This is a genomic window from Bradyrhizobium sp. STM 3561, assembly GCF_045571455.1.
Lineage (GTDB): Bacteria > Pseudomonadota > Alphaproteobacteria > Rhizobiales > Xanthobacteraceae > Bradyrhizobium > Bradyrhizobium vignae.
This window is the reverse complement of record NZ_CP120695.1, coordinates 7110351-7134428: the sequence shown is the minus strand read 5'-3', so window position 1 is coordinate 7134428 and position 24078 is coordinate 7110351. Positions and strand designations below refer to the sequence as shown.

General features: G+C 65.0%; 21 protein-coding genes. 16 read left to right on the top strand and 5 right to left on the bottom strand.

From position 1 onward, the window contains the following. Positions 1-35: 35 nt before the first annotated feature. The 11 genes from soxX to P6U28_RS33725 all read left to right on the top strand — a co-directional run bounded on the left by soxX (position 36) and on the right by P6U28_RS33725 (position 9333). Positions 36-392, top strand: coding sequence for a sulfur oxidation c-type cytochrome SoxX (gene soxX / locus P6U28_RS33775; protein ID WP_129142385.1), 357 nt, complete (start codon positions 36-38; stop codon positions 390-392). A gap of 26 nt (positions 393-418) precedes the next feature. Continuing rightward, positions 419-910, top strand: coding sequence for a thiosulfate oxidation carrier protein SoxY (gene soxY / locus P6U28_RS33770; protein WP_122406150.1), 492 nt, complete (start codon positions 419-421; stop codon positions 908-910). Between the two features lie 15 nt (positions 911-925). Then, a complete protein-coding gene (gene soxZ, locus P6U28_RS33765) occupies positions 926-1237 on the top strand; it encodes a thiosulfate oxidation carrier complex protein SoxZ (protein WP_027577526.1) in 312 nt (103 codons plus the stop codon). Further along, complete coding sequence (soxA, locus tag P6U28_RS33760) at positions 1237-2100, top strand: sulfur oxidation c-type cytochrome SoxA (protein ID WP_162500510.1); 864 nt, start codon at positions 1237-1239, stop codon at positions 2098-2100. Before soxZ ends, soxA begins: the two co-directional genes overlap by 1 nt. Further along, on the top strand, positions 2097-2402 hold the full coding sequence (locus P6U28_RS33755) for a hypothetical protein (RefSeq protein WP_407120596.1): 306 nt from the start codon (positions 2097-2099) through the stop codon (positions 2400-2402). Before soxA ends, P6U28_RS33755 begins: the two co-directional genes overlap by 4 nt. Before the next feature lie 54 nt (positions 2403-2456). Continuing rightward, a complete protein-coding gene (soxB, locus tag P6U28_RS33750; protein ID WP_122406154.1) occupies positions 2457-4208 on the top strand; it encodes a thiosulfohydrolase SoxB in 1752 nt (583 codons plus the stop codon). Continuing rightward, positions 4205-4657, top strand: coding sequence for a hypothetical protein (locus P6U28_RS33745; protein ID WP_407120595.1), 453 nt, complete (start codon positions 4205-4207; stop codon positions 4655-4657). Before soxB ends, P6U28_RS33745 begins: the two co-directional genes overlap by 4 nt. A 209-nt stretch (positions 4658-4866) precedes the next feature. Then, positions 4867-5904 (top strand): MBL fold metallo-hydrolase, encoded by a 1038-nt coding sequence (locus P6U28_RS33740; RefSeq protein ID WP_122406156.1) that lies wholly within the window; start codon positions 4867-4869, stop codon positions 5902-5904. Between the two features lie 88 nt (positions 5905-5992). Further along, a complete protein-coding gene (locus tag P6U28_RS33735) occupies positions 5993-6163 on the top strand; it encodes a hypothetical protein (RefSeq protein WP_164936710.1) in 171 nt (56 codons plus the stop codon). Positions 6164-6294: 131 nt separating this feature from the next. Beyond that, complete coding sequence (locus tag P6U28_RS33730) at positions 6295-7509, top strand: MFS transporter (RefSeq protein ID WP_407120594.1); 1215 nt, start codon at positions 6295-6297, stop codon at positions 7507-7509. 108 nt (positions 7510-7617) lie between these two features. Then, entirely contained in the window at positions 7618-9333 is a 1716-nt protein-coding gene (locus P6U28_RS33725) for an amidohydrolase family protein (protein ID WP_407120593.1), read from the top strand. Between the two features lie 35 nt (positions 9334-9368). Here the strand turns inward: P6U28_RS33725 and P6U28_RS33720 are convergent, their stop codons facing one another. Further along, on the bottom strand, positions 9369-10451 hold the full coding sequence (locus P6U28_RS33720; RefSeq protein ID WP_122405414.1) for an ISAs1 family transposase: 1083 nt from the start codon (positions 10449-10451) through the stop codon (positions 9369-9371). Positions 10452-10576: 125 nt separating this feature from the next. Next, the gene (locus P6U28_RS33715) at positions 10577-11902 is read right to left on the bottom strand and encodes an MFS transporter (RefSeq protein ID WP_122406160.1); all 1326 of its coding nucleotides are present in this window, start codon (positions 11900-11902) and stop codon (positions 10577-10579) included. Between the two features lie 143 nt (positions 11903-12045). Here P6U28_RS33715 and P6U28_RS33710 point away from each other — a divergent pair, with 143 nt between their 5' ends. The 4 genes from P6U28_RS33710 to P6U28_RS33695 are packed head-to-tail and all read left to right on the top strand — an operon-like array spanning position 12046 to position 16647. Further along, complete coding sequence (locus P6U28_RS33710; RefSeq protein ID WP_122406161.1) at positions 12046-12699, top strand: ABC transporter ATP-binding protein; 654 nt, start codon at positions 12046-12048, stop codon at positions 12697-12699. After that, positions 12696-15158 carry an ABC transporter permease gene (locus P6U28_RS33705; RefSeq protein ID WP_407120592.1) on the top strand — a complete coding sequence of 821 codons (2463 nt, stop codon included), beginning with the start codon at positions 12696-12698 and terminating at the stop codon, positions 15156-15158. The genes P6U28_RS33710 and P6U28_RS33705 overlap by 4 nt, the downstream gene beginning before the upstream one ends. After that, positions 15148-16230, top strand: coding sequence for a lipocalin-like domain-containing protein (locus tag P6U28_RS33700; RefSeq protein WP_407120591.1), 1083 nt, complete (start codon positions 15148-15150; stop codon positions 16228-16230). The genes P6U28_RS33705 and P6U28_RS33700 overlap by 11 nt, the downstream gene beginning before the upstream one ends. A 27-nt stretch (positions 16231-16257) precedes the next feature. Next, a complete protein-coding gene (locus P6U28_RS33695; protein ID WP_407120590.1) occupies positions 16258-16647 on the top strand; it encodes an MAPEG family protein in 390 nt (129 codons plus the stop codon). A gap of 98 nt (positions 16648-16745) precedes the next feature. Here the strand turns inward: P6U28_RS33695 and P6U28_RS33690 are convergent, their stop codons facing one another. The 3 genes from P6U28_RS33690 to P6U28_RS33680 form a co-directional block, all read right to left on the bottom strand. Beyond that, positions 16746-17936: an ABC transporter substrate-binding protein gene (locus P6U28_RS33690; RefSeq protein ID WP_407120589.1), complete on the bottom strand. Its 1191-nt coding sequence runs from the start codon at positions 17934-17936 to the stop codon at positions 16746-16748. A 313-nt stretch (positions 17937-18249) separates the two neighbouring features. Continuing rightward, a complete protein-coding gene (locus P6U28_RS33685) occupies positions 18250-21408 on the bottom strand; it encodes an efflux RND transporter permease subunit (RefSeq protein ID WP_122406166.1) in 3159 nt (1052 codons plus the stop codon). Further along, complete coding sequence (locus P6U28_RS33680) at positions 21405-22604, bottom strand: efflux RND transporter periplasmic adaptor subunit (protein WP_164936711.1); 1200 nt, start codon at positions 22602-22604, stop codon at positions 21405-21407. The genes P6U28_RS33685 and P6U28_RS33680 overlap by 4 nt, the downstream gene beginning before the upstream one ends. Before the next feature lie 312 nt (positions 22605-22916). On the opposite strand from P6U28_RS33680, the gene P6U28_RS33675 reads away from it, so the two are divergent. Then, positions 22917-24071 (top strand): iron-containing alcohol dehydrogenase, encoded by a 1155-nt coding sequence (locus tag P6U28_RS33675; RefSeq protein WP_407120588.1) that lies wholly within the window; start codon positions 22917-22919, stop codon positions 24069-24071. Positions 24072-24078: the final 7 nt, after the last annotated feature.

Genomic DNA, 24078 nt, shown 5'->3' with positions numbered 1-24078 from the left:
AACGAGATCATCGACATAACGCTCGGGACGAAGCCTTGACCGTCTTTCCTTGCAAGCCCGCCCTGCTTGTTGCGCTGGCCCTCCTCGCCGGCGCGGCCGTGGCCCCGGCGGGGGCACAATCCACCGTGACTGAGGGCCAGAAACTCGCTTTCGACCGCGGCAAGGGCAATTGCCTGACCTGTCACGTCATCAAAGGCGGCGACCTGCCCGGAACGATCGGGCCGGAGCTGAAGGACATTAAGGCCAAATACCCCGATCGCAACGAGCTGGTTGCGATCATCTTCGACGAGACCAAGCGCAATCCGCAAACCATGATGCCGCCGTTCGGCCGGAACCGGATTTTGACCGAACAGGAAATCAACGCGATCGTTGATTTCCTGCAGACCCTGTAACGGGCCGGCCGCCCAGGAGATTTGAGATGACCACGACCACCGGCCCTCATCCGACGCGGCGCCTGATCCTTCAGGGCGCAGCCTCCGTCGCGCTGCTCGGCCTCGGCAATCTGCCGTTCGGCGCGGCGCCCGCGCGTGCGGCGGCGAACGACAAATATCCGGAAGAGGCCTTCAGGCAGAAGAGCGAGGCGGACGCGATCAAGGTGCTCTACGGCAAGACCGCCACACCGTCGGACAAGGTCAAGCTGGATGCGCCCGAGATCGCGGAGAACGGCGGCGTCGTGCCGATCTCGGTGACGACGACGCTGGACAAGGTGACCTCGATCTCCTTCTTCGTGGCCGAGAACCCGTTCGCGCTCGCGGCAAGTTACAAGATTCCCGATGGCACGATCCCTGCCGTCGCCAACCGGCTGAAGATGGCCAGGACCACCAAATTGGTGGCGATCGTGGAAGCCGACGGCAAGCTCTACAGCGCGACCAAAGAGGTCAAGGTCACCGTCGGCGGTTGCGGCGGTTAAGCGAGGCAGTTCGACATGGCATCAAGCATTCGCGTACGCGCAACGTCCAACGGCGACATCACCGAGGTGCAGGCGCTGATCCAGCACCCCATGGACACGGGCCTGGTCAAGGATTCCAAGGGCGAGCTGATCCCCGCGCATTTCATCCAGGAGCTGAAGTTCGAGTGTAACGGCAAGGACGTCTTCGTCGCCAATTGGGGCACTGCGGTTTCCAAGGACCCCTACGTCAAGTTCAGCTTCAAGGGCGCCAAGAAGGGCGACGAGCTCAAGATCTCCTGGACCGACAACAAGGGTGGCTCCGACACGACCACCGCGAAGATCGCGTGATGAAACAGCGCGCTACGATTCTGCTCGGCTCGGCATTCGTCGCACTCGCGGCGCTTGCTTTCGCCGCAACGCGCGTCGTCGCGGCCGACAAGGTCGACCCCGTTGCCGACGCCAAGGCGTTCCAGAACTTCTTCTTCCAGAAGTTTCCGGACGTGAAGCACGAGGATTTCGTCAACGGTCCTTATTCGATGAACGAGGACATGAAGCGGCAGTGGCAGGAGAAGGAAGAATTCCCGCCTTACGAGTTCGCGCTCGATGCCGGCAAGGAGATGTTCTCGACCCCGTTCAAGAACGGCAAGACCTACGCCGACTGCTTCCCGAACGGCGGCATCGGCATCCGCCAGAATTATCCGTACTTCGACACCAAGGAAGGCAAGGTCATCACGCTCGAGCTCGCGCTCAACCGCTGCCGCGAAGCCAATGGCGAGGCACCCTATTCCTACGTCAAGGACGAGATGGCCTCGCTCACCGCCTATATGGCGTACACTTCGCGCGGCAAACCGATGGACATCAAGATACCCGATGATCCGCGTGCCCTTGCGGCGTTCGAGAACGGCAAGCGCTATTTCTACACGCGGCGCGGCCAGATGAATTTCTCATGCGCGAGCTGCCATGTGCAGAGCCCGGGCGAACGTATCCGCGCCGAGACCCTGGCACCGGCGCTCGGCATCCTCAACGCGATGCCGATCTACCGCTCGGAATGGAGCGGCATGGGCACCACCAGCCGCCGCTTCGTCACCTGCAACAGTCAGACCCGCGCGGTTCCGCTGGAGCCGCAATCGGATGAATATCGCGACGTCGAATATTTTCTGTCCTACGTCGCCAACGGATTGCCGATCTCAGGCCCGGGAGCACGGCCATGAAGCGGTCACTTGCTCTCGCCATGCTGCTCACGCTCAGCTTTGCGCCATCCGCGCGCGCGGCAGATGAGGCGGATTACAAGGCGGCCTATGCCGCCGCCGAAGCCGCCTCCAAGGAGGCGGCCGGCTTGCGCAATCAGTGGACCGTGACCGTCTCTGCGCTGGCGGCAGCGAAGAAGGCTGCCGACGGCGGCGATTTCGACCGTGCTGTCGCCGCAGCCAAGGAGGCCGAGGCGCTGGCGCAGGCCTCCATCTTCCAGGCGAAGACCGAAAAAGAAGCCTGGAAGGCGATGGAAATCCGCTAGACTGCTCCCGAGTGGAACAATCCAGCGATCACGAGAGGCGCGGAGAATTTCTGAATGGCGATCCGCCGCCGCGACTTCCTGAAGAGTGCAGGCCTTGCGGCCGCAACGCTCGGCCTGCCCCGGCTGGCCCGTGGCACTGAAGCCGCCAGCATCTACGACGTCGAGCGGTTCGGCAATGCGCGGATCCTGCACCTCACCGACACGCATGCGCAGCTCAATCCGGTCTATTTCCGCGAGCCCAGCGTCAATATCGGCATCGGCGAGATGGCGGGACGGCCGCCGCATCTGGTCGGCCGCGCCTTCCTGGAGCGGTTCGGCATCCGCCCCGACAGCGCGGATGCCTATGCCTTCACCTGCATCGAATTCGAAAAGTCCGCAGGCCGGTTCGGCAAGCTCGGCGGCTTCGCCCATCTGAAGACGCTGGTCGATCGCTTGCGCGCCGATGTCGGCGAGAAGCGTTCGATGCTCGTCGACGGCGGCGATCTCTGGCAGGGCACGGGCCTCGCCAACCTGATGCAGGGCCGCGACATGGTCGAGGTCGCCAATCTGCTCGGCATCGAGGCGATGACCGGGCATTGGGAATTCACCTATGGCGAGCAGGCGCTGCGCGACAATCTCGAGCGCTTCAAGGGCGAATTCCTGGCGCAGAACGTGTTCCTGACCGAGGAAGCCGCGTTCAACGACGCCCCCGCCTTCGACAAGGCCACGGGACGCGTGTTCAAGCCTTCGATGATCAAGGAAATCGGCGGGCATCGCGTCGCGATCGTCGGCCAAGCCTTCCCCTACGTTCCGATCGCGCATCCCAAGAGATTCACGCCGGATTGGAGCTTCGGCATCCGCGAGGAGGAGTTGCAGAAGCATGTCGATGCCTTGCGCGGCACCGACAAGGTCGACGCCGTCATTCTGCTGTCGCACAACGGCATGGATGTCGACCTCAAGCTCGCGAGCCGCGTCACCGGCATCGACGTCATCCTCGGCGGCCACACCCATGATGCCGTACCGCAGCCGATTGCGGTGAAGAATGCGGCCGGCACCACGCTCGTCACCAATGCCGGCTCCAACGGGAAATTTTTGGCCGTGCTCGATCTTGCACTCGACAAGGGCAAGGTCAGCGACATCCACTATCATCTGCTGCCTGTCTATTCCGAGTTGCTGAAGCCCGATCCTGGAATGGCCGAGCTGATCGGCCGGCTGCGGGCGCCGCATGTGAGCGACTGGTCGGAGAAGATCGCAACGCCGGATCGCCTGCTCTACCGCCGCGGTAATTTCTCCGGACCCATGGACGAACTGATCTGCGCCGCGCTGCGCACCGAGCTCGATGCCGAGATCGCGCTGTCGCCGGGCTTCCGCTGGGGCGTCACCGCGCTGTCGGGCCAGGCGCTGACCATGGAGGATGTGCTGGCGGAGACCGCGATCACCTACCCCGAGACCTATGTGCAGGATATGACGGGGGCTCAGATCAAGGACATGCTGGAAGACGTCTGCGACAACCTCTTCAACGCCGATCCCTATTACCAGCAGGGCGGCGACATGGTGCGCGCCGGCGGGCTCAGCTACACCTGCACGCCGGACGCTGCGATCGGTAGCCGCATCTCGGAGCTGAAGCTTGGCGACGGCAGGGCGCTCAGCGCCGGCCACCGCTACAAGGTCGCGGGCTGGGCGTCGGTCAATGGCCAGCAAGGCGCCCCGGTGTGGGACGTCCTCGGCAAATATCTGCGCTCGGGGCGGATGTTGCAGGAGCGACTCGGCTCCGGTGTGACCTTGAAAGGCGTCGAGGGCAATCCAGGCATTGCAGGACAGGGATGATGCGGTCGCAGCTCTTATCCGCAATGATGCTGGCACTGCTCGCCTGGGCCCCGCCCGCTCTTGCGCAACAGATCCCGCTGCAGGACAAGCCGTTCGCCGAGCACAAGGTCGTGCTACAACTCTCCGACGGCGATGCGAAGAAGCAGGCGCTGGTGCTGAGCGTCGCCAACAATCTGCTCAAGGCCTACGATCCCGACAAGATCGCGATCGAGGTGGTGGCATTCGGTCCCGGCATCGACCTGCTTCTTGCCGGCAGTGAGCGGCGCAAGCAGGTCGAGAGCCTGATCGCGCAGGGCGTGCGCTTCGACATCTGCCTCAACACGGTGGATACGATCGCGCGGGAGACGGGCAAGCGGCCGGAGTTCATCCAAGCGGCCACGCCGGTGCAGGTCGGGGTTGGGCAGATCCTGTTCCTGGCGGAGAATGGGTATACGGTGGTGCGGCCGTAGGTCCCTACCTGTCATTCCGGGGGCGATGCGAAGCATCGAACCCGGAATCTCGATATTCCGGGTTCGGCTCTGCGAGCCGCCGCGGATGACGGGCTAGGCCGTGCGATAGCAATTTTCCACTATTACCGCCAGTGCAGTGAATTACTTCTCTTTTCGACCCGGAGCGTAGTAGAATCTTTGGAAACCAGTTCCACGCCGGGGTCTCTGCCATGATCTTCCGCCAGCTCTTCGACAGCGTTTCAGGCACCTATAGCTATCTGCTCGCCAGCCGCCCCGGCGGCGAGGCGCTCATTCTCGATCCTGTGCTGGAGAAGGTCGACCGCTACTGCCAATTGCTGCGCGAGCTCGACCTCAAGCTGGTCAAGGCGGTCGACACCCATCTGCATGCCGACCACGTCACCGGCCTCGGCGAGCTGCGCGATCGCACCCATTGCATGACAGTGATGGGCGACCAGACCAAGGCCGACGTGGTGGCGATGCGGGTGGCCGACGGCGACAAGCTGACGATCGAGGGCCTGTCGCTCGACGTGATGTACACGCCGGGCCACACCGACGATTCCTACTCATATCTGATGGGCGACCGCGTCTTCACCGGCGATACGCTGCTGATCCGCGGCACCGGCCGCACCGATTTCCAGAACGGCTCGTCGCGCGCCCAATACGATTCGATCTTCAACCGCCTGCTCAAGCTGCCGGACGAGACGATGGTGTTCCCCGCGCATGACTACAAGGGCGACACCGTCTCCACCATCGGCGAGGAGAAGCGCTACAACCCGCGGCTCCAGGTGCGTTCGGTCGACGAATATATCGAGCTGATGGCGAACCTGAAGCTGCCCAATCCGAAGATGATGGACGTGGCGGTCCCCGCCAACATGCATGTCGGCCTGCATCAGGAGGAGCTGGAGAAGGAGGGCCGCGCGCTCAGCGCAATCGAGGCGATCCGCAGCCTCGGCCGGCCCGACATCCTGCTGGTGGACTTGCGCGAGACCAACGAGCGGCTGAAGCACGGCATGCTCGAAGGTGCGCTGCACACGCCCTACCCGTCGGTCGAGGAGAGCCTGAAGCCCGGCGGCATGCTGCGCGAGGTCGCGGCCGCGACGGGACGCCGCGTGGTGTTCTTCTGCGCCTTCGGCGAACGCTCTGCGATGGCGGTGGCGGCCGCGAAGGAAGCGGGACTTCTCAACACCGCCCATATCGCCGGCGGCATCGATGCCTGGAAGAAGGCGGGCGGGCCGGTGGTGCAGTGACGGCCTCGTCGCGGGCCTTGAGTTAAGTCAGCAACCGCACATATCTGGCGGATAGATTCGGATGCAGCATCACCATCCGGGACCAGCCATGGCCAAGACCGGGAATACGACCGCCAAGCCGAGCGCGCCGCCGAAGCAGGCGCAAGACAAGGCAAAGAAGCCCTCGCGCCGGCGCGAGAGCGACGACGACGAATACGAAGACGGCGACATCGCAACGCCAAAGCGCGATCGATATGGCCCTGACGACGAGCCGTTGTGAGGGGTAGCGCCACACTCCACCGACGCCCCTCACTCCCCCGCCCGCACTACCTGCCATGCGCCTGCGTTCATGGACAAATAACCGCCCTCCCCGATAGTTTGCGCGTCCATCGGGAGTGAAACGGAACTGCAATGGTCGACGTTCTCGCCGCACCGCAGCAAGGCAAGGCGGACAGTGCGCTGCGCACGCTGACCGGAATCTCGATCGCGCACTGGGTCAGCCATTTTCATTTGCTGGTCCTGCCGATGCTGTTTCCGTTCCTGAAGGAGAAGCTCGGCGTCGGCTATGTCGAGCTCGGCTTCTCGCTGACCGCGCTCGCCGTCGTTTCGGGCCTCACTCAGGCGCCGACGGGCTATCTCGTCGACCATTTTGGCGCGCGCAAGATCTTGCTGATCGGGCTGACCCTCGGCGGCTGCGCGCTGATCCTGCTCGGCTTGCACCTCAGCTACTTCGCGCTGATCGCCTGCGCCGTGCTGCTGGGCCTCGCCAACAGCGTCTATCATCCCGCCGATTACGCCATTCTGGCCGAGCACATGGACGAGGCGCGGATGGGGCGCGCCTTCTCGGTGCACACCTTTGCCGGCTATCTCGGTGGCGCGGTGACGCCGGCGATCGTCGCCGCGCTGGTCACGCTGTGGGGCGGCGTCGGCGCGCTGGTCGCGTCGGGCGCGATCGCCATCGTGGTGGCGGTGCTGCTGATCGCCATGGGCATTCCCGAGGCCGGCGCGCACAAGACAAAGCCGGGTGGCGAGAGCGCGCCGAAGCAGGCGGTGATCACGCCGGCGCTGATCACGCTGACCGCGCTGTTCATGCTGCTCAGCCTGTCGGTCGCCGGCATCAACAATTTCGGCGTGGTGGCGCTGATGAGCGGATACGGCACGTCTTATTCGATCGCCAATGTCGCACTGACCGCGTTCCTCGCCGCCAGTGCCGCGGGCGTGCTCGCCGGCGGCTTTCTCGCCGATCACACCGAACGTCACGGCTATGTCGCGGCGGCCTGCTTTGCCGCGAATGCGGCCATCGTGCTGCTGATCGCGCTGGTGACGCTGCCGGGCTGGGCCCTGACTGCCACGATGGCAATCGCAGGCTTCCTCTCCGGCGTGATCGCGCCGTCGCGCGACATGCTGGTGCGCAATGCGGCGCCCGCGGGCGCCGCGGGCCGCGCCTTCGGCATCGTCTCGACCGGATTCAATCTCGGCGGCATCGTCAGCCCGCTGCTGTTCGGCTGGATCATGGATCAAAGCGCGCCGCACTGGGTGTTCGGGGCGTCCGTGATTTTCATGGTGGCGACGGTGGTGCTGTCGCCGTTCACGGAACGGAAGCCGGCGAAGGCGGTTCGTGAGTAGCGAAAGCGGCTGGTTACGGGATCGGCGCGCGCCTGAGGGCGCGCTTGTCCGGGACGACGAGTGGAGAGAATTTCGAAAACAACAAACGACAAGACGGGAAGAAACATCATGAGCAATGCTGATCTCGTGATCCGCGGCGGCACCGTCGCGGATGGCCACGGCGGCGAGTTGTTCGAGGCTGACGTCGCCATCAGCGGCGGGAGAATCAGCGAGGTCGGGAAGATTTCCGCCAAGGGCCGCGAAGAGATCGATGCACGCGGAAAGCTCGTGACGCCGGGCTTCGTCGACGTGCACACCCACTACGACGGCCAGGTCACCTGGAGCCAGGACCTCACGCCGTCTTCGCAGAACGGCGTCACCACCGCGATCATGGGCAATTGCGGCGTCGGCTTTGCGCCGTGCAAGCCTGATGACCACACCCGCCTGATCCAGCTCATGGAGGGCGTCGAGGACATTCCGGAGCCGGTGCTGAGCGCCGGCATTCCCTGGGCGTGGGAGAGCTTTCCGGACTACATGGACTGGCTCGCCAAGCGCGATTTCGACATCGACGTCGGCGCGCAGCTGCCGCATGCCGCGCTGCGGGTCTATGTCATGGGCGAACGCGGCGCGCGCCGGGATCCCTCGACCGCGGAGGACAATGCGGCGATGGCGAAGCTCGCGGGCGAGGCGGTGCGCTCGGGCGCGCTCGGATTCTCGACCTCGCGCACGCTCAACCACCGCACATCGACCGGCGACTTCACGCCGACGCTGAAGGCCGGCGAGGACGAGCTCACCGCGATTGCCGATGCGATGCATCGGCAGGGGCGCAGCGTGCTGCAGTTCGTGCTCGACCTCTCCACCATCCACGAGGACCTGCCGATGATGCTGCGGGTGGCGGACGTCACCAAGTGCGCGATCTCATTCTCGATCACGCAGAACGACAAGGCGCCGCAGCGCTGGCGCCAGACGCTGGATGAGATCAATGCCGCGGCCAAGCGCGGCCTCTCCATCACCGCGCAGATCGCGGCACGCCCGGTCGGCCTGCTGCTCGGGCTCGAGCTGTCGCGCAATCCGTTCCTGACCCATCCGAGCTACAAGGCGATCGCGCATCTGCCGCTGCAGGAGCGTTTGGCGCGGCTGCGCCAGCCGGATGTGCGCAAGGCGATCCTGGGCGAGACGGCGACCGCGACCGACGATCCGCTGTTCTTCCGGCCCAACTACGACAAGATGTTCCTGCTCGGCGATCCCCCCGACTACGAGCAGCCGCCGGAGAACGCGCTGGGACCGCAGGCGCGCAAACAGGGGCGTCAGCCGGAGGAGCTAGCCTATGACGCGATGCTGTCGGACGAAGGGCGCGGCATGCTCTACGTGCCCTTCCTCAACTATTCCGACGGCAATCTCGACGCGACGCGCGAGATGCTGCTCGACCCGCAATCGGTGCCGGGTCTGTCCGACGGCGGCGCGCATTGCGGCATCATCTGCGATGCGAGCTTTCCGACTTATCTGCTGACGCACTGGACGCGCGACCGCAAGCGCGGCGAGAAGCTCACGATCCCGTTCGTGGTCGCGGCGCAGTCGCGCAAGACCGCGTTGTCGGTCGGCCTCGCCGATCGCGGACTTATTGCTCCGGGCTATAAAGCCGACGTCAACGTGATCGACTACGACCGCCTGCATCTGCATCCGCCGAAGGTGCATTACGACCTGCCGGTCGGCGGGCGGCGGCTGTTGCAGGATGTCGACGGCTATGAGGCGACCATCGTGTCGGGCGTGGTGACGCGGCGACACGGCAAGGCCACCGGGCGCCGGCCGGGGAAATTGATCCGGGGCGCGCAGGGGGTGCAGTAGCGGTGGCTGCCGCTACCCTCCCCTGGAGGGTAGGGCTATCGCATATGGGCGAGGGCGGAGAGAAGGAAGTCATTATTCCATCTGGCTTGGAGCATTTTGTGGCTGATGCGGGCAGGACCGGGCGTTGCCTGCAGGGTATTGATGGCCAGCTTGCGGATGAGGGCGAGATTTTCGGCGGCGTGATCTTTGCGGCTGCGGCAGGCATCTTCGTCGAACAGAACGTCGAGAACCCAGTGCAGGTTGTTCTCGATGCTCCAGTGAGCACGCACGACCTCGAGCAGCTTTTTGGCCGACAGCAGGCGCGAGGCGAGGAAGTATCGGACCGTATGCTTGGCGGTCTTGCCAGAGTTTGCGCGCCAGCTGTCGATGCGACCGACTGCGGCGATAGCGGGGAAGTCGTATTGCTTCGCCAACTGAGGAGCCGGCGCGACGATGGCCTGCCGGCGCTCGGCGCGACCGTGGGCAGTGGCTCTTCGTTGACTCGCTCGCGCGGGCTTTCGGGCTGTATCGACCAACGTCTTGGCGGCCTTGAAGAGCCGGCCACGGTTACTCTTGATGGCTAACACGTAGTGCCCCTTCCGATCGAGGATGGCCTGCGCGGTATCGGGCCGGCAATGCAAGGCGTCGGCGGTGACAAGAGCCCCGTCCAGATCGAGCAGCGCGAGAACTTCGAGAGCCCCGGCAACCTCGTTGCGGTTGGGAGCCTTTCTCTGAGCCAGCGCCATGCGAGTGCCTGCGGCCCAGACATTGACCATATGCAGCGGCGTGGCCTGCCGGCCCCGCGTGTAGGCCCCGCGCAGCGCCTTGCCGTCGATGCTGACCACCCCCTTGATGCCGAAGCCCTTGCTGAATTTGCGCAAAACCGCTTCCAGCCCCTTCGGATCCAGCGCACGGAAGACGTTGCTGAACGTATCGTGGCTCGGAATGCCGTGCCTGAGCTCCAGGAAGCGCCGCAACAGCTCCTCGCGGCCTTGGCCAAAGAACTCGAACTCGGTGCAGGTCTTGGCGCCAGCCAGCGTCGCCGCCAAGGCGATGACGAGGATCTCCACAAGATCATGTCGGGTGTTGCTGGCGCGCGGGTCCTTGAGCGGTCGAAACAGGCGCTTGAGCTTGCGCATTCAGGTCTCCCTCTGGAATCGAGAGACACCCAAAGAATCCAGTTCCAACCGCTTGGCAACACCCTGCCAGCACCATATGCGATTCCCCTACCCTGGAGGGGGAGGGTAAAAAACAGCACCTACTATTACGTCGGCGATACCGCGCCCTTCAGCGCGTTGGCCTGCGCAGCGGCGGCGCGCGTCAGCCTGGCGCGCTCGGTGTTGGGCCAGAGCAGCAGAAGACCGAGCAGACCGGAGCAGACCATGATCACGGCATTGATGGTGAAGCCGGTCATGTAGCCGTCGATCGTGCTGCCGGCACGCTGGATCACCGTCCCCATCACGGCCGGGGCGATGATGCCGGCAAGCGTATAGAGCGCACCGTAGATCGCGAGAATCGCGCCGCGCTGCGACGTCGGGGTGAACTCGCCGAGCATGGGCGGGCAGACCACATAGATCGCCCCACACAGGCCCGAGCCGACCACGAGCAGCGCGATCTGGAGGCCCGCGCCCTGGACATGCGGCATCATCGCCAGGATGAGCCCGCCGATCACCAGCGGCACCGAGCCGAGAACGCCGCGCGCCACGCGGGTGTTGTAACCGCGCGCCATCATCACCTGCGAGATCCAGCCGGTGAGAATGACGATGGTGGCGCCGAACACCCAGGGCAGGATCGATATGAAGCCAGCCTGGCTCTGCGAGAAGCCGAGCCCCTTGACGATGAACGGCGTGAACCAGGTCAGGCCGAGCGACAGCGCCCAATAGGCGCCGAAGGTTGCGGCGACGCATCCGATGAAGGTGCGCGAGGTGAGCAGCTGCAAATAGGGGATCTTCGGTTCGGTCACGGCCGAGGTTTGCGTGTCCTCCAGCGGCCCTTCCTTGCCGAGCGCGAGCCAGGCCGCAACCCAGATCAGGCCGACCACACCGAGCGCGCCGAAGGCATAGTGCCAGGAATGGTTGACGATGATCCAGTTCAGCGCCGGCACCGCGAGGATGACGCCGAACGCCGAACCCTGCGACAGGATCGCGGTCGGCAGCGTGCGCTTCTCGTCGGGGAACCATTTGTAGATCGCGTGCGCGGCGACCGAGAAGGCCGGGCCTTCGCCGGCGCCCAGCACGATGCGGCAGATCAGGAGCGTGGTGAACGAGACGGTGCCGACCATCGGAAATTGCGCCAGCGCCCAGACCACCGCGAGCGACAACAGCACCCAGCGCGTCGGCACCTTGTTGACGATGAAGCCGACCACGATGGCGGCGATCGAGAACAAGAAGAAGAAGGAGGAGCCGAGCAGGCCGAATTGCTCCGGCGTGAGCTTCAGATCAGTCATGATCGGCACGCCGGCAAGACCCACGACGATCTTGTCGGCGAAGTTCACCAGCATGAAGAGGAACAGGAGAAAGGTGATGGTCCAGGCGCCCTTTGGCGTCCTCGTCGTCTTGCCCGCCGCCGCCGGCGTTCCCTGAGCGCTCATGAATCTCCCCGTATGTCTTTTTGGCACTTTTTTGATTTGGCCATCTTGGAAGCTAACAACGGCTTCGAGACCAACGCAACCAGCATTTCCCCGGCAGGTGTGCTACGCAGCAATTCCGTTAATTCCGTCCGGCGCCATTCATCGTGCTGAGCATCCGAAATCTTTCCAAGACCTTCTCCGCGGCCGGCGAGCCGGTCCATGTGCTGCGCGGCGTCGATCTCGACCTCAAGGCTGGCGAACGCGTCGCGCTGACCGGCGAGTCCGGCAGCGGCAAGAGCACCTTGTTGCACCTGATCGCGGGACTCGATGCCGCCGATGGCGGCACGATCCGGCTGGAGGAGATCGAGGTCACCAAGCTGTCGGATGCGGGACGTGCCAGCTTGCGGCGCGACCGCATCGGCCTGGTTTTTCAGCAATTCAACCTGATCCCGAGCCTCTCGGTGGCGGACAATCTCGCCTTCCAGGCGCGGATCGCCGGGCGTCACGATGCAGCCTGGACCAAGGAGCTTGTCGAGCGGCTCGGACTCGGCAGCCTGCTCAAACGCTATCCAGAGCAAATATCAGGCGGCCAGCAGCAGCGGGTCGCGATCGGCCGGGCGCTGGCGACAAAGCCCTCGCTGCTGCTGGCGGACGAGCCGACCGGCAACCTCGATGAAGCCACCGCCGAGGACGTGCTGGCGCTGACGCGCGACCTCGTGGCGCGCACCGGCTGCGGCTTCCTGATGGTGACGCACAGCCTGCATCTGGCCGCGACGCTCGACCGTCATCTCACCTTGCATGCAGGACGAATCGCATGAGGCGCGCGCTGTGGGTGCTGGCGGTGCTCCTGAGCCATTGGCGGCGGCACGGGATGCAGTTCGCGACTCTGCTGATCGGACTGATCGCGGCGACCGCGCTGTGGAGCGGCGTGCAGGCCATCAACCAGCAGGCCCGCAGCGCCTATGACCGCGCGGCGGCGACGTTCGGCGGCGTGCGCACCGCGATGCTGGTCGCTCCCAATGCGGCAACCTTTCCGCAAGAGCTGTTCGTAAAGCTGCGCCGCGCCGGGTGGCCGGTGTCACCGGCGCTGGAGGGCAGGATCCAGATCAACGGACGCTCGGTGCGGCTGCTCGGGATCGAGCCGGTGACGCTGCCAGTCGCTGTCGGCAACGCGCCGCGCCTCGGCGCCTCGGATCTGAGCAGCTTTGTGGCACCGCCCGGCCAGACCTTGGTGGCACGGGAGACGTTGAGCGACTTGCAGGAAACCGAAGGCGCGTCACCGCCGATCAGCAGCGGCGCAAAGCTGCCGCCGCTACGCGTACAGCCGCAGCTCGCGCCCGACGTGCTGGTGGTCGATATCGGCGTGGCACAGCGATTGCTGAACAAGCCGGACCAGATATCGCGGCTGCTGATCGGCAAGCCGAAAGGCAAGCCGGCGCCGCTCGCGAGCCTCGTTGGCGAGCGGTTGCAGTTGATCGAGCCGACCGCCGAGACGGAGCTGGAGCGTCTCACCGACAGCTTCCATCTCAATCTGACGGCGTTCGGCCTGCTGTCGTTCTTCGTCGGCCTGTTCATCGTCAACTCGGCCGTCGGCCTCGCCTTCGAGCAGCGGTTGCCGATGCTGCGGACCTTGCGGGCCTGCGGCGCCTCGGCGCGGCTGGTCAACACGGTGCTGGTGATCGAGCTGGTGGCACTGGCGCTGGTCGCAGGCCTGATCGGGCTCGTTTGCGGCTATGTCATCGCAGCCGCATTGTTGCCCGATGTCGCCGCCTCGCTGCGCGGGCTCTATGGCGCACGGATTCCGGGACAGCTCAGCCTGCGACCCGAATGGTGGGTTGCCGGCATCGGCATCAGCGTTGCCGGCGCACTTGTTGCGGCCGCCACCAGCCTGATCAAGGCGATCAGGATGCCGGTGCTGGCGACCGCGCAGCCGCGCGCCTGGCAACAGCGGCAACGCCGCTGGCTGGTCCTGCAGAGCTGTGCGGCCTGCGCCGTGTTCGCGGTCGCACTGCTGCTGCTCCACTACGGACAGTCGCTGATCGCAGGGTTCGGCGTGCTTGCGGCGCTGATGTTGGGTGCGGCGCTGATCCTGCCGGCCTTCCTCGACATCATCCTGCTCGCCGGCCAGCGCGTTGCGCGAGGCCCGCTTGCGCTGTGGTTCTGGGCCGACAGCCGGCAACAGCTTTCCGGATTGTCGCTCGCGCTGATGGCGCTGCTGCTCGCGCTCGCGGTCAATGTCGGGGTGTCCACCATGGTGGAGACGTTCAGCCGCACCTTCATCGGCTGGCTCAACGGGCGGCTCGCCGCCGACGTCTACATCAGCGCGTCCGACAATGCGCAAGCCGTCGCGATCCGCAATTGGCTGAAGGATCGCAGCGATGTTCAGGCGATCCTCTCGGGCGGACGCGCCGAGGCGCAAATCCAGGGCCAATCGGTGGAGTTGCTTGGCCTGCCCGATCACGCGCTGTATCGCGAGCGCTGGCCCCTCTTGGAAACTGCGCCGCGCGCCTGGACGCAGCTGGTGCCCGGGAATGCCGCCTTCATCAGCGAGCAATTGAGCCGCCGGCTGAATGTGCGGATCGGTGACGTCGTCGAGGTGCCGGCGCCGGGCGGGAGCTGGGAGCTCGACATCGTCGGCATCTATGCCGATTACGGCAACCCCAAGGGGCAGCTCACGGTGAATGTCGCCGCACTTATCCGGCAGTTCCCGCAGACGCCGCAGACGCGGATCGGCCTCATCGTCGCGAAGGAGAACATCCCCGCCCTGATCGCGGCCCTGCAGAAGGAGTTCGCGCTCGACGATCGCAGCGTCGCCGACCAGGCGACGGTGAGGGCGGAATCGATCCGCATCTTCAACCGCACCTTTGCGGTGACGTCGGCGCTGAACGCGTTCACGCTCGGCGTCGCCGGCATCGCGCTGCTCACCAGCCTTTTGACGCTGGCGAATTCCCGCCTGCCGCAGCTCGCGCCGCTGTGGGCGATCGGCCTGACGCGGCCGCGCTTGGCCGCGATCGAGTTGACCCAGACGCTGTCGGTCGCGCTGTTCACGGCGGTGCTGGCCGTGCCGCTCGGCCTGTTGGTGGCGTGGTGCCTGATCGAAATCGTGAACGTGAAAGCATTTGGCTGGCGGCTGCCGTTCCATGTGTTTCCACTGCAGCTGATCGAGCTGGTCGCGGTCGCGCTGCTGGCCTCGCTGTTTGCGGCGCTGCTGCCGATGGTGCGGCTGGCGCGGATGCAGCCGGCGAATCTCGTCAAGGTGTTTGCCAATGAGCGCTGAAGCAATCTCGCGGCGTACATTCGCCGGCGGCATTGCCGCCCTCGCTCTCGCGCGTCGCGCAGGCGCGCAAGGCTATGCCGGACTCGGCGAGACCGCCGACGGCTTCGCGAAGGTGACGCCGGGAAGGACATTCACCTTCCCCGCCGATCACGGGCCGCATCCGGAGTTTCGCATCGAGTGGTGGTATCTCACGGCCAACCTCACAGACAGCAGCGGCGCCGCCTGTGGTCTGCAATGGACGCTGTTCCGCCAGGCGGCGCAGCCGGGCCCGCAACGCGAAGGCTGGGCCAATCAACAGGTGTGGATGGCGCATGCCGCGGTGACACGCGCCGACACTCACCGCTTCGCCGAAACATTTTCGCGCGGCGGCGTCGGGCAGGCCGGCGTGACGGCCAAACCGTTCGATGCCTGGATCGACGATTGGGAGATGAAGAGTCTCGAGCGCACCGACGATCGCACCTTGGCGCCGTCGACGCTGAGGGCCTCCGGCACCGATTTCAGCTATGCGCTGACGCTCGAAGCCGAGCGCCCAGTGGTGTTGCAGGGGGATGGCGGCTACAGCCGCAAGTCGGAGCGCGGGCAGGCGTCCTACTATTACAGCCAGCCGTTCTATCGCGCGCGCGGCACGCTCGCCATCGACGACAAGGCGGTCGATGTCTCGGGCCAGGCCTGGATGGACAGGGAATGGAGCAGCCAGCCGCTCGATGCCGACCAGACCGGCTGGGACTGGCTCTCGCTGCATCTTTCATCCGGCGACAAGCTGATGCTGTACCGGCTGCGGCAGAAGGACGGCAAGGATTATCCGTTCGGCAACTGGATCAGCGCCGGCGGCAACACGCAGATGATCGCGGGCGGCGACATCCAGATGATGCCGAAGGCCACCGCGGACGTTGCGGGGCGCAAGTTGCCGGTGGAATGGCAGATCGCAATTCCCTCGCGATCATTCTCGATCCTTTGCAAGCCGCTCAATCCCGGGGCCTGGATGGGGACCGGATTTTCATACTGGGAAGGACCGATCAGCCTTGCCGGGACACATGACGGCGTTGGCTATCTCGAGCTGACCGGATATTGAGGCGCGATCTCCTCGAAGGAACCAGCGATGTATCATCTCACCGCCCTCGTCACCCTGCTGGCGATCGCGTTTTATTTCTTCACCGCCATCAACGTCTCGCGCTCGCGCGACAAGACCGGCGTCAAGGTACCGGCGATGTCGGGCCATCCGGATTTCGAACGGGCCTTCCGCATCCAGATGAACACGTTGGAATGGATGCCCATTCTCCTGCCCGCGCTCTGGCTGTTCGCGATCTACATCAGCGACGCCATCGCAGCCGGACTCGGCGCGGTCTGGATCGTCGGCCGCGTCATCTATTTCATCGGCTATTCGCAGGCCGCCGCAAAACGCGGCCCGGGCTTTGCGATCCAGGCGCTTGCTGCCATTGCGCTATGGGTTGGGGCGATCGGGGCGGTGGTGTTGCGGCTGGTGAAGTGAAGCACGGGACCCAGTCAGGCCTCCATGGCCGGAAAGGCGTGGATTCCGGCTCCGCGCAGCAGCGTCTTGCGCTGCTGCGCGTCCGGGACACGAGAGCTTCACTTCGTCAGCGGGCAGCCGCTTTCCTTCGCGGTGAAGAAGGCCTTGTCGCCGGGGACGGTGGCCAGCAGCTTGTAGTAATCCCAGGGCTTCTTCGATTCCGAGGGCTTCTTGACCTCGAACAGATACATGTCGTGGACCATGCGGCCGTTCTCGAGCACCTTGCCGCCCTGCGCAAAGTCGTCGTCGACCGGAAGCTCCTTCAGCTTCTTGGCGACGGCATCCGGATCCTTGGTGCCGGCGGCCTTGACGGCCTTCAGGTAGCTCAGCGTCGCCGAATAGGTGCCGGAGTGGATCATGCTCGGCATCCGCCCGGTGCGCTTGAAGAAGCGTTCGCCGAGATTGCGGGCCTTGTCGTTGAGATCCCAGTAATAGCCTTCGGTCAGCACCAGGCCTTGCGCGGCCTGAAGCCCGAGGCCGTTGACCTCGGCGAGCGTCATCAACAGGCCCGCGAGCTTCTGGCCGCCGGAGACGATGCCGAACTCGGACGCCTGCTTGATCGAGTTGGTGGTGTCGAGGCCGGCATTGGCAAGGCCCACGATCTTCGCCTTCGAGCTCTGCGCCTGCAGCAGGAACGAGGAGAAGTCCGACGAATTGAGCGGCACGCGCACCGAGCCGAGCACCTTGCCGCCGTTGGCGGTGACGATCTCGCTGGTGTCCTTCTCCAGCGCATAACCGAAGGCGTAGTCGGCGGTGAGGAAGAACCAGGTGTCGCCGCCGGCTTTCGTCAGCGCACCACCGGTGCCGACCGCGAGCGCGCGGGTGTCATAGGCCCAGTGGAAGCCGTAGGGCTGGCAGGCATCGCCCGTCAGCCGCGAGGTCGCGGCGCCGACGACGATGTCGATCTTCTTCTTTTCCTTGGAGAGCTCGTGGATCGCAAGCGCGACCGATGAAGTCGTCAGCTCCGTGATCATGTCGACGTTCTCGACGTCGTACCAGCGACGCGCGATCGAGGTCGCCAGATCCGGCTTGTTCTGGTGGTCGGCGGTGACGAGCTCGATCTTATGGCCGAGCACCTCGCCGCCGAAGTCCTCGATCGCCATCTTGGCCGCTTCGACCGACCATTTTCCGCCGTAATCGGCATAGACGCCGGACTGGTCATTGAGGATGCCGATCTTGACGCCTTGCGCGGAGGCCGGCACCGCCAACAACAAGGCAGACGCAGCGGCCGCCAAAAGTGCTGATTTCATATGTTATCTCCCGACAGTCTTCTGTTGTGAAATCGCGCGGATAGTAGTGAAGAACCCCACGCCTGCCCATCCATTGCATGTTGGTCGTTAGTATGAAGGGCGCGCCGCAAAATCGATGTCGTCCCCGACAAGCGCAACGAAGCGGAGCGCTGATCCAGGGCCCATAGCCACAGGATCCAGTTTGACGAAGACTCGTGGTTACCGCCTCGCGCCCACAACCACTCCCTGGGGGTATGGGTCCCGGATATGCGCCGCTCGCGCTTGTCCGGGACGACACCGTGATCGAGGATGCACCATTGGCTAAAGGCCGACGTCAGGCTACCACCTCCGGCTTCTTGTCGCGCCGTCCTTCCGCTAGGTTCCGCACCACGACATAGAAGATCGGCGTGAACAGAAGCCCGAACAGGGTGACGCCGAGCATGCCGAAGAACACGGCAACGCCCACGGCCTGCCGCATCTCCGAGCCGGAGCCGGTCGAGATCACCAGCGGCAGCACGCCGAGGATGAAGGCGAAGGAGGTCATCAGGATCGGCCGCAAGCGCAGGCGGCAGGCTTCGATCACCGCCTCGAGCCGTGGCTTGCCTTCGAGCTCGATGTCGCGCGCAAATTCGACGATCAGGATCGCGTTCTTTGCCGCCAATCCCACCAGCACGACGAAACCGATCTGGGTGAGGATGTTGACGTCCTGGCCCATGATACGCACGCCGATGGTGGCGGCGAGCAGGCACATCGGCACGATCAGGATCACCGCGAACGGCAGCGTCCAGCTGCCATATTGCGCGGCGAGCACGAGATAGACGAACAGCACGCAGATCGGAAAGACGTAGAGACCGGCATTTCCGCCAGTGACCTGCTGATAGGACAGGTCCGTCCATTCGAAGGTGAAGCCGCTCGGCAGGGTGTCGTCGGCGAGCTTCTTGATGGTATTGAGCGCGGTGGTCGAGCTTACGCCCGGCGCCGGCTCACCCTGGAGCTCGGACGCCGCATAGAGATTGTAGCGCGCGACGCGGTCGGGACCAGAGACGTCCTTGAACTCGACCACGCTGCCGAGCATCACCATGTCGCCGGAAGCATTGCGCGTGCGCAGGCGCGCAAGGTCACTCGGTTCCTTTCGGAACGGGAAATCGGCCTGCGCGGTGACGTGATAGGTGCGGCCGAACAGGTTGAAGTCGTTGACATAGGTCGATCCGAAATAGGTCTGGATGGTGTCGTTGATGTTGGCGATGGGCACGCCCAGCTTCTGCGCCTTGGTGCGATCGATGTCGACGAAGAGCTGCGGCGTGTTCGCCGTGAACGGCGAGAACACCGAGGTCAGGGTCGGCGCCTTGCGCGCGGCAGCAACCAGCTCGTCGGTCGCGGCTGCGAGCATTTCCGGCCCTCGACCCTGGCGGTCCTGAACGCGGATGGTGAAGCCGCCGCCGGTGCCGATGCCGGGCACGGCCGGCGGCGGAATCACGATGATGAATGCACCTTGGATCGCGGACAGACGCTTGCGCAGCTCGGCCGTGATGGCGTTCGCGGACAGCCCCTTCTTCAGCCGCACCTCCGGCTCATCGAACACCGGGAACAGAGCCGCCGCATTGCCGGCCTGCGTACGCGTGGCGCCGGAGAAGCCGGCGAAGGCAGCGACGCGGACGATGCCGGGCGTATCCAGTGAGATGCGCTCGATCTCGCGCACGATTTCCGTGGTGCGCGCCAGCGAGGCCGCGCCCGGCAATTGCACCGATACGATGACGTAGCCGCGGTCCTGCGCCGGGATGAAGCCCTGCGGCGTGGTCACGATCAGCCAGCCGGCGCTGCCGATCAGCACCACATAGATCAGGAGCATCACCACCGAATGCCGGATCACGAAATTGGCGAGGCCGGCATAGCCATGCGAGAGCCGGTCGAACACTCGGTTGAACAGGCCGGTGAAGGCGCCCCATGCCCGCGCGATGACGTTCCAGGCCGCCGGCGGCCGCTTCTCTTCATGCGGGGTGAGGATCTGCGAGGCCAGCGCCGGTGACAACGTCAGCGAGCAGAAGCAGGAGATCGCGGTCGCAACGGCAATGGTGACGGCGAACTGCTGGAAGAACTGCCCTGAGATGCCGCCGAGGAACGCGGTCGGGACGAACACCGCGCACAGCACCAGCGCGATCGAAACCAGCGCGCCGCCAACCTCCTCCATGGTCTTCAGCGCCGCATCGCGCCGGCTCAGGCCGTGCTCGAGATGGCGTTCGACATTCTCGACCACCACGATGGCGTCGTCGACCACAATGCCGACCGCGAGCACGAGGCCGAACAGGGTCAGATTGTTGATGGAGAATCCAAGCGCCGCCATCACCGCGAAGGTGCCGACCAGCGAGACCGGGATCGCGATGATCGGAATGATCGCGGGCCGCCATCCCTGCAGGAACACCAGCACCACGACGACCACGAGCAGCATCGCCTCGTAGATCGTCTTGATCAGCTCATGAACCGACTGGGCGATGAACTCGGTCGGATTGTAGCCGATATTATAGTCGAGACCCTTCGGGAAGCTCTCCTTCAGCTTCGTCATGGTGTCGGAGATGTGCTTCGCCGTCGCGAGCGCATTCGACCCGGGCCGCTGCGTCACCAGCATGGCGACCGCCGATTTGCGCAGCAGGAAGCTGTTGGTGGAATAGGCCAGCGCGCCGAGCTCGATGCGTGCGACGTCGCGCAGCCGCACCGTTCGCCCGTCGGAACCGGCCTTGATCAGGATGTCCTCGAACTGCTTCTGGTCCTTCAGCCGTCCCGTGAAGACGAGGTTCGGCTGGAAGGCGCGGTCAACGATAGGCGGCTCGGCGATCTGTCCGCCCGCAATCTGCACGTTCTGGGCGCGGATGGCCGCCAGCACCTCGGTCGAGGTCAGGCCGAGATTTGCGATTCGATCAGGGTCGAGCCACAGCCGCATCGAATAATCGCGCGCGCCGAAGATCTGGATGTCGCCGACACCGTCGATGCGCAAAAGCTGGTCGCGAACCTGGAGCAACGCATAATTGGAGATGTAGAGCTGGTCGAACGTGTCGTCGGGCGACAGCATGAATACGACCATCAGGATGTCGGGCGAGTTCTTGCGCGTGGTGACGCCGTTGCGCTGGACCTCCTCGGGCAGTCGCGGCTGCGCGATCGCGACACGGTTCTGCACCAACACCTGCGCCTTGTCGAGGTCGGTGCCGAGCTTGAAGGTGACGGTGATGGTGAGCTGGCCGTTCGAGGTCGCCTGGCTGTAGAGATACAGCATGTCCTCGACACCGTTGATCTCCTGCTCGATGGGAGCGGCGACGGTATCGGACACGGTCTGCGCCGAGGCGCCGGGATATTGCGTGGTGACGACGACGGTCGGCGGCACCACTTGCGGATATTCGGAGACCGGCAGCGTCGTGTAGGCGAGCGCGCCGACGATCAAGAGCACGATCGACAGCACCATCGCCAAAATGGGCTGGTTGATGGAGAGACGGCCGAGATTCATGACTTGCCACCGGCCGGAGCTTGCGCGGTCTGGGGAGCGACCTTGGCGCCGACGCGGGCGCGCTGGATGCCGTTGACGATGACGCGGTCATCAGCCTTCAGCCCTTCGCGGATCACGCGCAGGCCGTCGTCGAGCGGTCCCAGCACCACGGGGCGCGCTTCCACCGTGTCATCAGGCTTGACCACGAACACCATCTTGCGGGACTGGTCGGTTGCAACAGCGACATCGGGGATCAGCAACGCCTCGTAGGGCGCGCTGCCGATCAGGCGGACGCGGCCGAACTGACCCGGCAGGATCGACAGATCGGTGTTCTTGATGACGGCGCGGCTGCGCAGCGTGCCGGTGGAGACATCGAGGCGGTTGTCGAGGAAGTTGATGGTGCCTTCATGCGAGGGCTTGGTCTCGCCGGCGAGCGTCACCTGCACCGGGTTCGCGGTGTCGCGCGAGCTCGGGCGCCTTCCTTCGAACCACAGCTTGCTGTATTTGATGTAGGTCGCTTCATCCATGTCGAAATAGATGTAGATTGGATCGAGCGTCACGATCGAGGTCAGCAGTGTCGAGGCGCCGTTGTCGCTGCCCTGCACGAGATTGCCCGGGCTGACGAGATGGCGGCTGACGCGGCCGGTGAGCGGCGCGGTCACATGCGTGAACTCGATGTTGAGCTTGGCGGCCTTCAGCGCACCTTCGGCCTGCACTTCGGCAGCGTGCGCGGCTTGCAAGGCCTGGCGGCGCTGGTCGACGACCTGCTCGGAGACCGCGCTGGTCTGCACCAGGTTGAGGCCGCGATCGAGCTCGCGCTTGGCAAGCTCTACCTTGGCGCGAGCGTCGGAGAGCTGGCCGTCCGCCTGCGCGGCCACCGCCTCGAACGGACGCGGGTCGATCACGTAGAGCAGGTCGCCCTGACGCACGATGGCGCCGTCCTGGAATTCGACGGAATTGACGAAGCCGCCGACGCGCGGGCGCACCTGCACCTCCTCGACCGCCTCGAAGCGCCCGGTGAACTCGTCCCAATCGGTGACGGTGCGCTTGACAGGCTGGGCCACCGTCACCGGCGGAGGCGGCGGGGCAGCTGCCTGCGATGCCGGCTTGTCGCAGCCGGCGAGGGCGAAGGCTGCGGTGAGAAGCCCGGCAATGGCGCTGAGCTGAACGAAATCGTGCTTTTTGACAAACTGCTCGCTTCCGTCCGGTCCGCTCATCCCAGGTCCTCGCATAAAAGCCGCGGAAAAAGCAGGGTACGCCTCCACCTGCGGGGGCCACAACATGGGTGGCAAAGATGAACTCTTCAAGACCACTGCACGCACAATGCCCGGCCAGATGCCCTGGCCGGTTGGTGGGTTGACAGAGGAAGGGGTGGTCGCGCACGCGCAGCATTCTTCGCCTCTCCCCGCGTGCGGCCGCGTGCGGGGAGAGGGAGAAGGAGCCGCCAGCGTGTTCGCGCATGACGGACGCGGCGGGCTCGGCTAGACTGTCCCTTACAAAACAAGACGAATTGTCCGGGGAGGACGGGCGTGCACCAGGGACGTGTCGTTTTTGGCGCGATCGAAGAGGTCGTGTTCGGCCATCCTGCGGCCGGCGCGATCGTCGCGCAGATGGACCGGCTGGGAACCCGCCGCGCCTTCCTGATGGTCTCAGGGACGCTGAACCGTCAGACCGGCGAGATCACGAAAATCAAGGACGCGCTCGGCGAGCGCTGTGCCGGCCTGTTCGACGCCATGCCGGCGCACACGCCGCGCGAGGCGGTGATCGCGGCAACCAATGCAGCGCGTGAGGCGGGCGCCGACCTGATCGTCACCGTCGGCGGCGGCTCGATCACCGACGGCGCCAAGGCGGTGCAGCTCTGTCTTGCCAACGACATTGACGACATCGACGGCATCGAACGAATCCGCGTGCACAAGGGCGTCGCACCCGAGATGAACGCGCCGACAGTGCGCCAGATCAGCGTGCCGACCACCATCGCCGGCGGCGAGTTCTCATCGATTGCCGGCGTCACCGACCGCAGCAGCAACGTGAAGCAGATGCTGCGGCATCCGCTCATGGTGCCGCGCGCGACCATCCTCGACCCACGCATGACCGTGCACACGCCGGAATGGCTGTTCCTGTCGACCGGCATCCGCGCCGTCGACCATTGCGTCGAAGCGATCTGCTCGCGCGAGACCCACCCTTATGCCGACGCGCAATCGGTCAAGGGCCTTGCCATGCTCGCCGATGCACTGCCGCGGGTGAAGGCGGACCCTGCCGATCTCGACGCCCGCATGGATGCGCAGATCGGAACCTGGCTGTCGATGGGCGCGCTCGCAGCGGGTGTGCCGATGGGTGCGAGCCACGGTATCGGCTACGTGCTGGGGGCCGCCTTCGGCGTGCCGCACGGCTACACCTCCTGCATCATGCTGCCGGCGGTGATGCGCTGGAACGCGCGCGACAATGCCGAGCGCCAGGTGATCGTCGCCGCCGCGATGGGCTATCCCGGCCGCGATGCCGCCGACGTGCTCGATGCCTTCATCCGCTCACTCGGAATGCCGCGCAGCCTCGCCGAGATGCGCGTCTTGCCGGAGCATTTCGAGACAATCGCCGAACAGGCCATGCGAACGAACTGGATTCCGCGCAACCCGCGCAAGATCACAGGGCCCGCCGACATCAAAGAAATCCTGCTTCTCGCCGCATGATCCAAGC

Bases quoted from the DNA above. Each gene is read 5' to 3' on its own strand.
- soxY (WP_122406150.1), top strand. From the start codon at position 419: ATGACCACGACCACCGGCCCTCATCCGACGCGGCGCCTGATCCTTCAG.
- soxZ (WP_027577526.1), top strand. From the start codon at position 926: ATGGCATCAAGCATTCGCGTACGCGCAACGTCCAACGGCGACATCACC.
- soxA (WP_162500510.1), top strand. From the start codon at position 1,237: ATGAAACAGCGCGCTACGATTCTGCTCGGCTCGGCATTCGTCGCACTC.
- P6U28_RS33755 (WP_407120596.1), top strand. From the start codon at position 2,097: ATGAAGCGGTCACTTGCTCTCGCCATGCTGCTCACGCTCAGCTTTGCG.
- soxB (WP_122406154.1), top strand. From the start codon at position 2,457: ATGGCGATCCGCCGCCGCGACTTCCTGAAGAGTGCAGGCCTTGCGGCC.
- P6U28_RS33745 (WP_407120595.1), top strand. From the start codon at position 4,205: ATGATGCGGTCGCAGCTCTTATCCGCAATGATGCTGGCACTGCTCGCC.
- P6U28_RS33740 (WP_122406156.1), top strand. From the start codon at position 4,867: ATGATCTTCCGCCAGCTCTTCGACAGCGTTTCAGGCACCTATAGCTAT.
- P6U28_RS33735 (WP_164936710.1), top strand. From the start codon at position 5,993: ATGGCCAAGACCGGGAATACGACCGCCAAGCCGAGCGCGCCGCCGAAG.
- P6U28_RS33730 (WP_407120594.1), top strand. From the start codon at position 6,295: ATGGTCGACGTTCTCGCCGCACCGCAGCAAGGCAAGGCGGACAGTGCG.
- P6U28_RS33725 (WP_407120593.1), top strand. From the start codon at position 7,618: ATGAGCAATGCTGATCTCGTGATCCGCGGCGGCACCGTCGCGGATGGC.
- P6U28_RS33720 (WP_122405414.1), bottom strand. From the start codon at position 10,451: ATGCGCAAGCTCAAGCGCCTGTTTCGACCGCTCAAGGACCCGCGCGCC.
- P6U28_RS33715 (WP_122406160.1), bottom strand. From the start codon at position 11,902: ATGAGCGCTCAGGGAACGCCGGCGGCGGCGGGCAAGACGACGAGGACG.
- P6U28_RS33705 (WP_407120592.1), top strand. From the start codon at position 12,696: ATGAGGCGCGCGCTGTGGGTGCTGGCGGTGCTCCTGAGCCATTGGCGG.
- P6U28_RS33700 (WP_407120591.1), top strand. From the start codon at position 15,148: ATGAGCGCTGAAGCAATCTCGCGGCGTACATTCGCCGGCGGCATTGCC.
- P6U28_RS33695 (WP_407120590.1), top strand. From the start codon at position 16,258: ATGTATCATCTCACCGCCCTCGTCACCCTGCTGGCGATCGCGTTTTAT.
- P6U28_RS33690 (WP_407120589.1), bottom strand. From the start codon at position 17,936: ATGAAATCAGCACTTTTGGCGGCCGCTGCGTCTGCCTTGTTGTTGGCG.
- P6U28_RS33685 (WP_122406166.1), bottom strand. From the start codon at position 21,408: ATGAATCTCGGCCGTCTCTCCATCAACCAGCCCATTTTGGCGATGGTG.
- P6U28_RS33680 (WP_164936711.1), bottom strand. From the start codon at position 22,604: ATGAGCGGACCGGACGGAAGCGAGCAGTTTGTCAAAAAGCACGATTTC.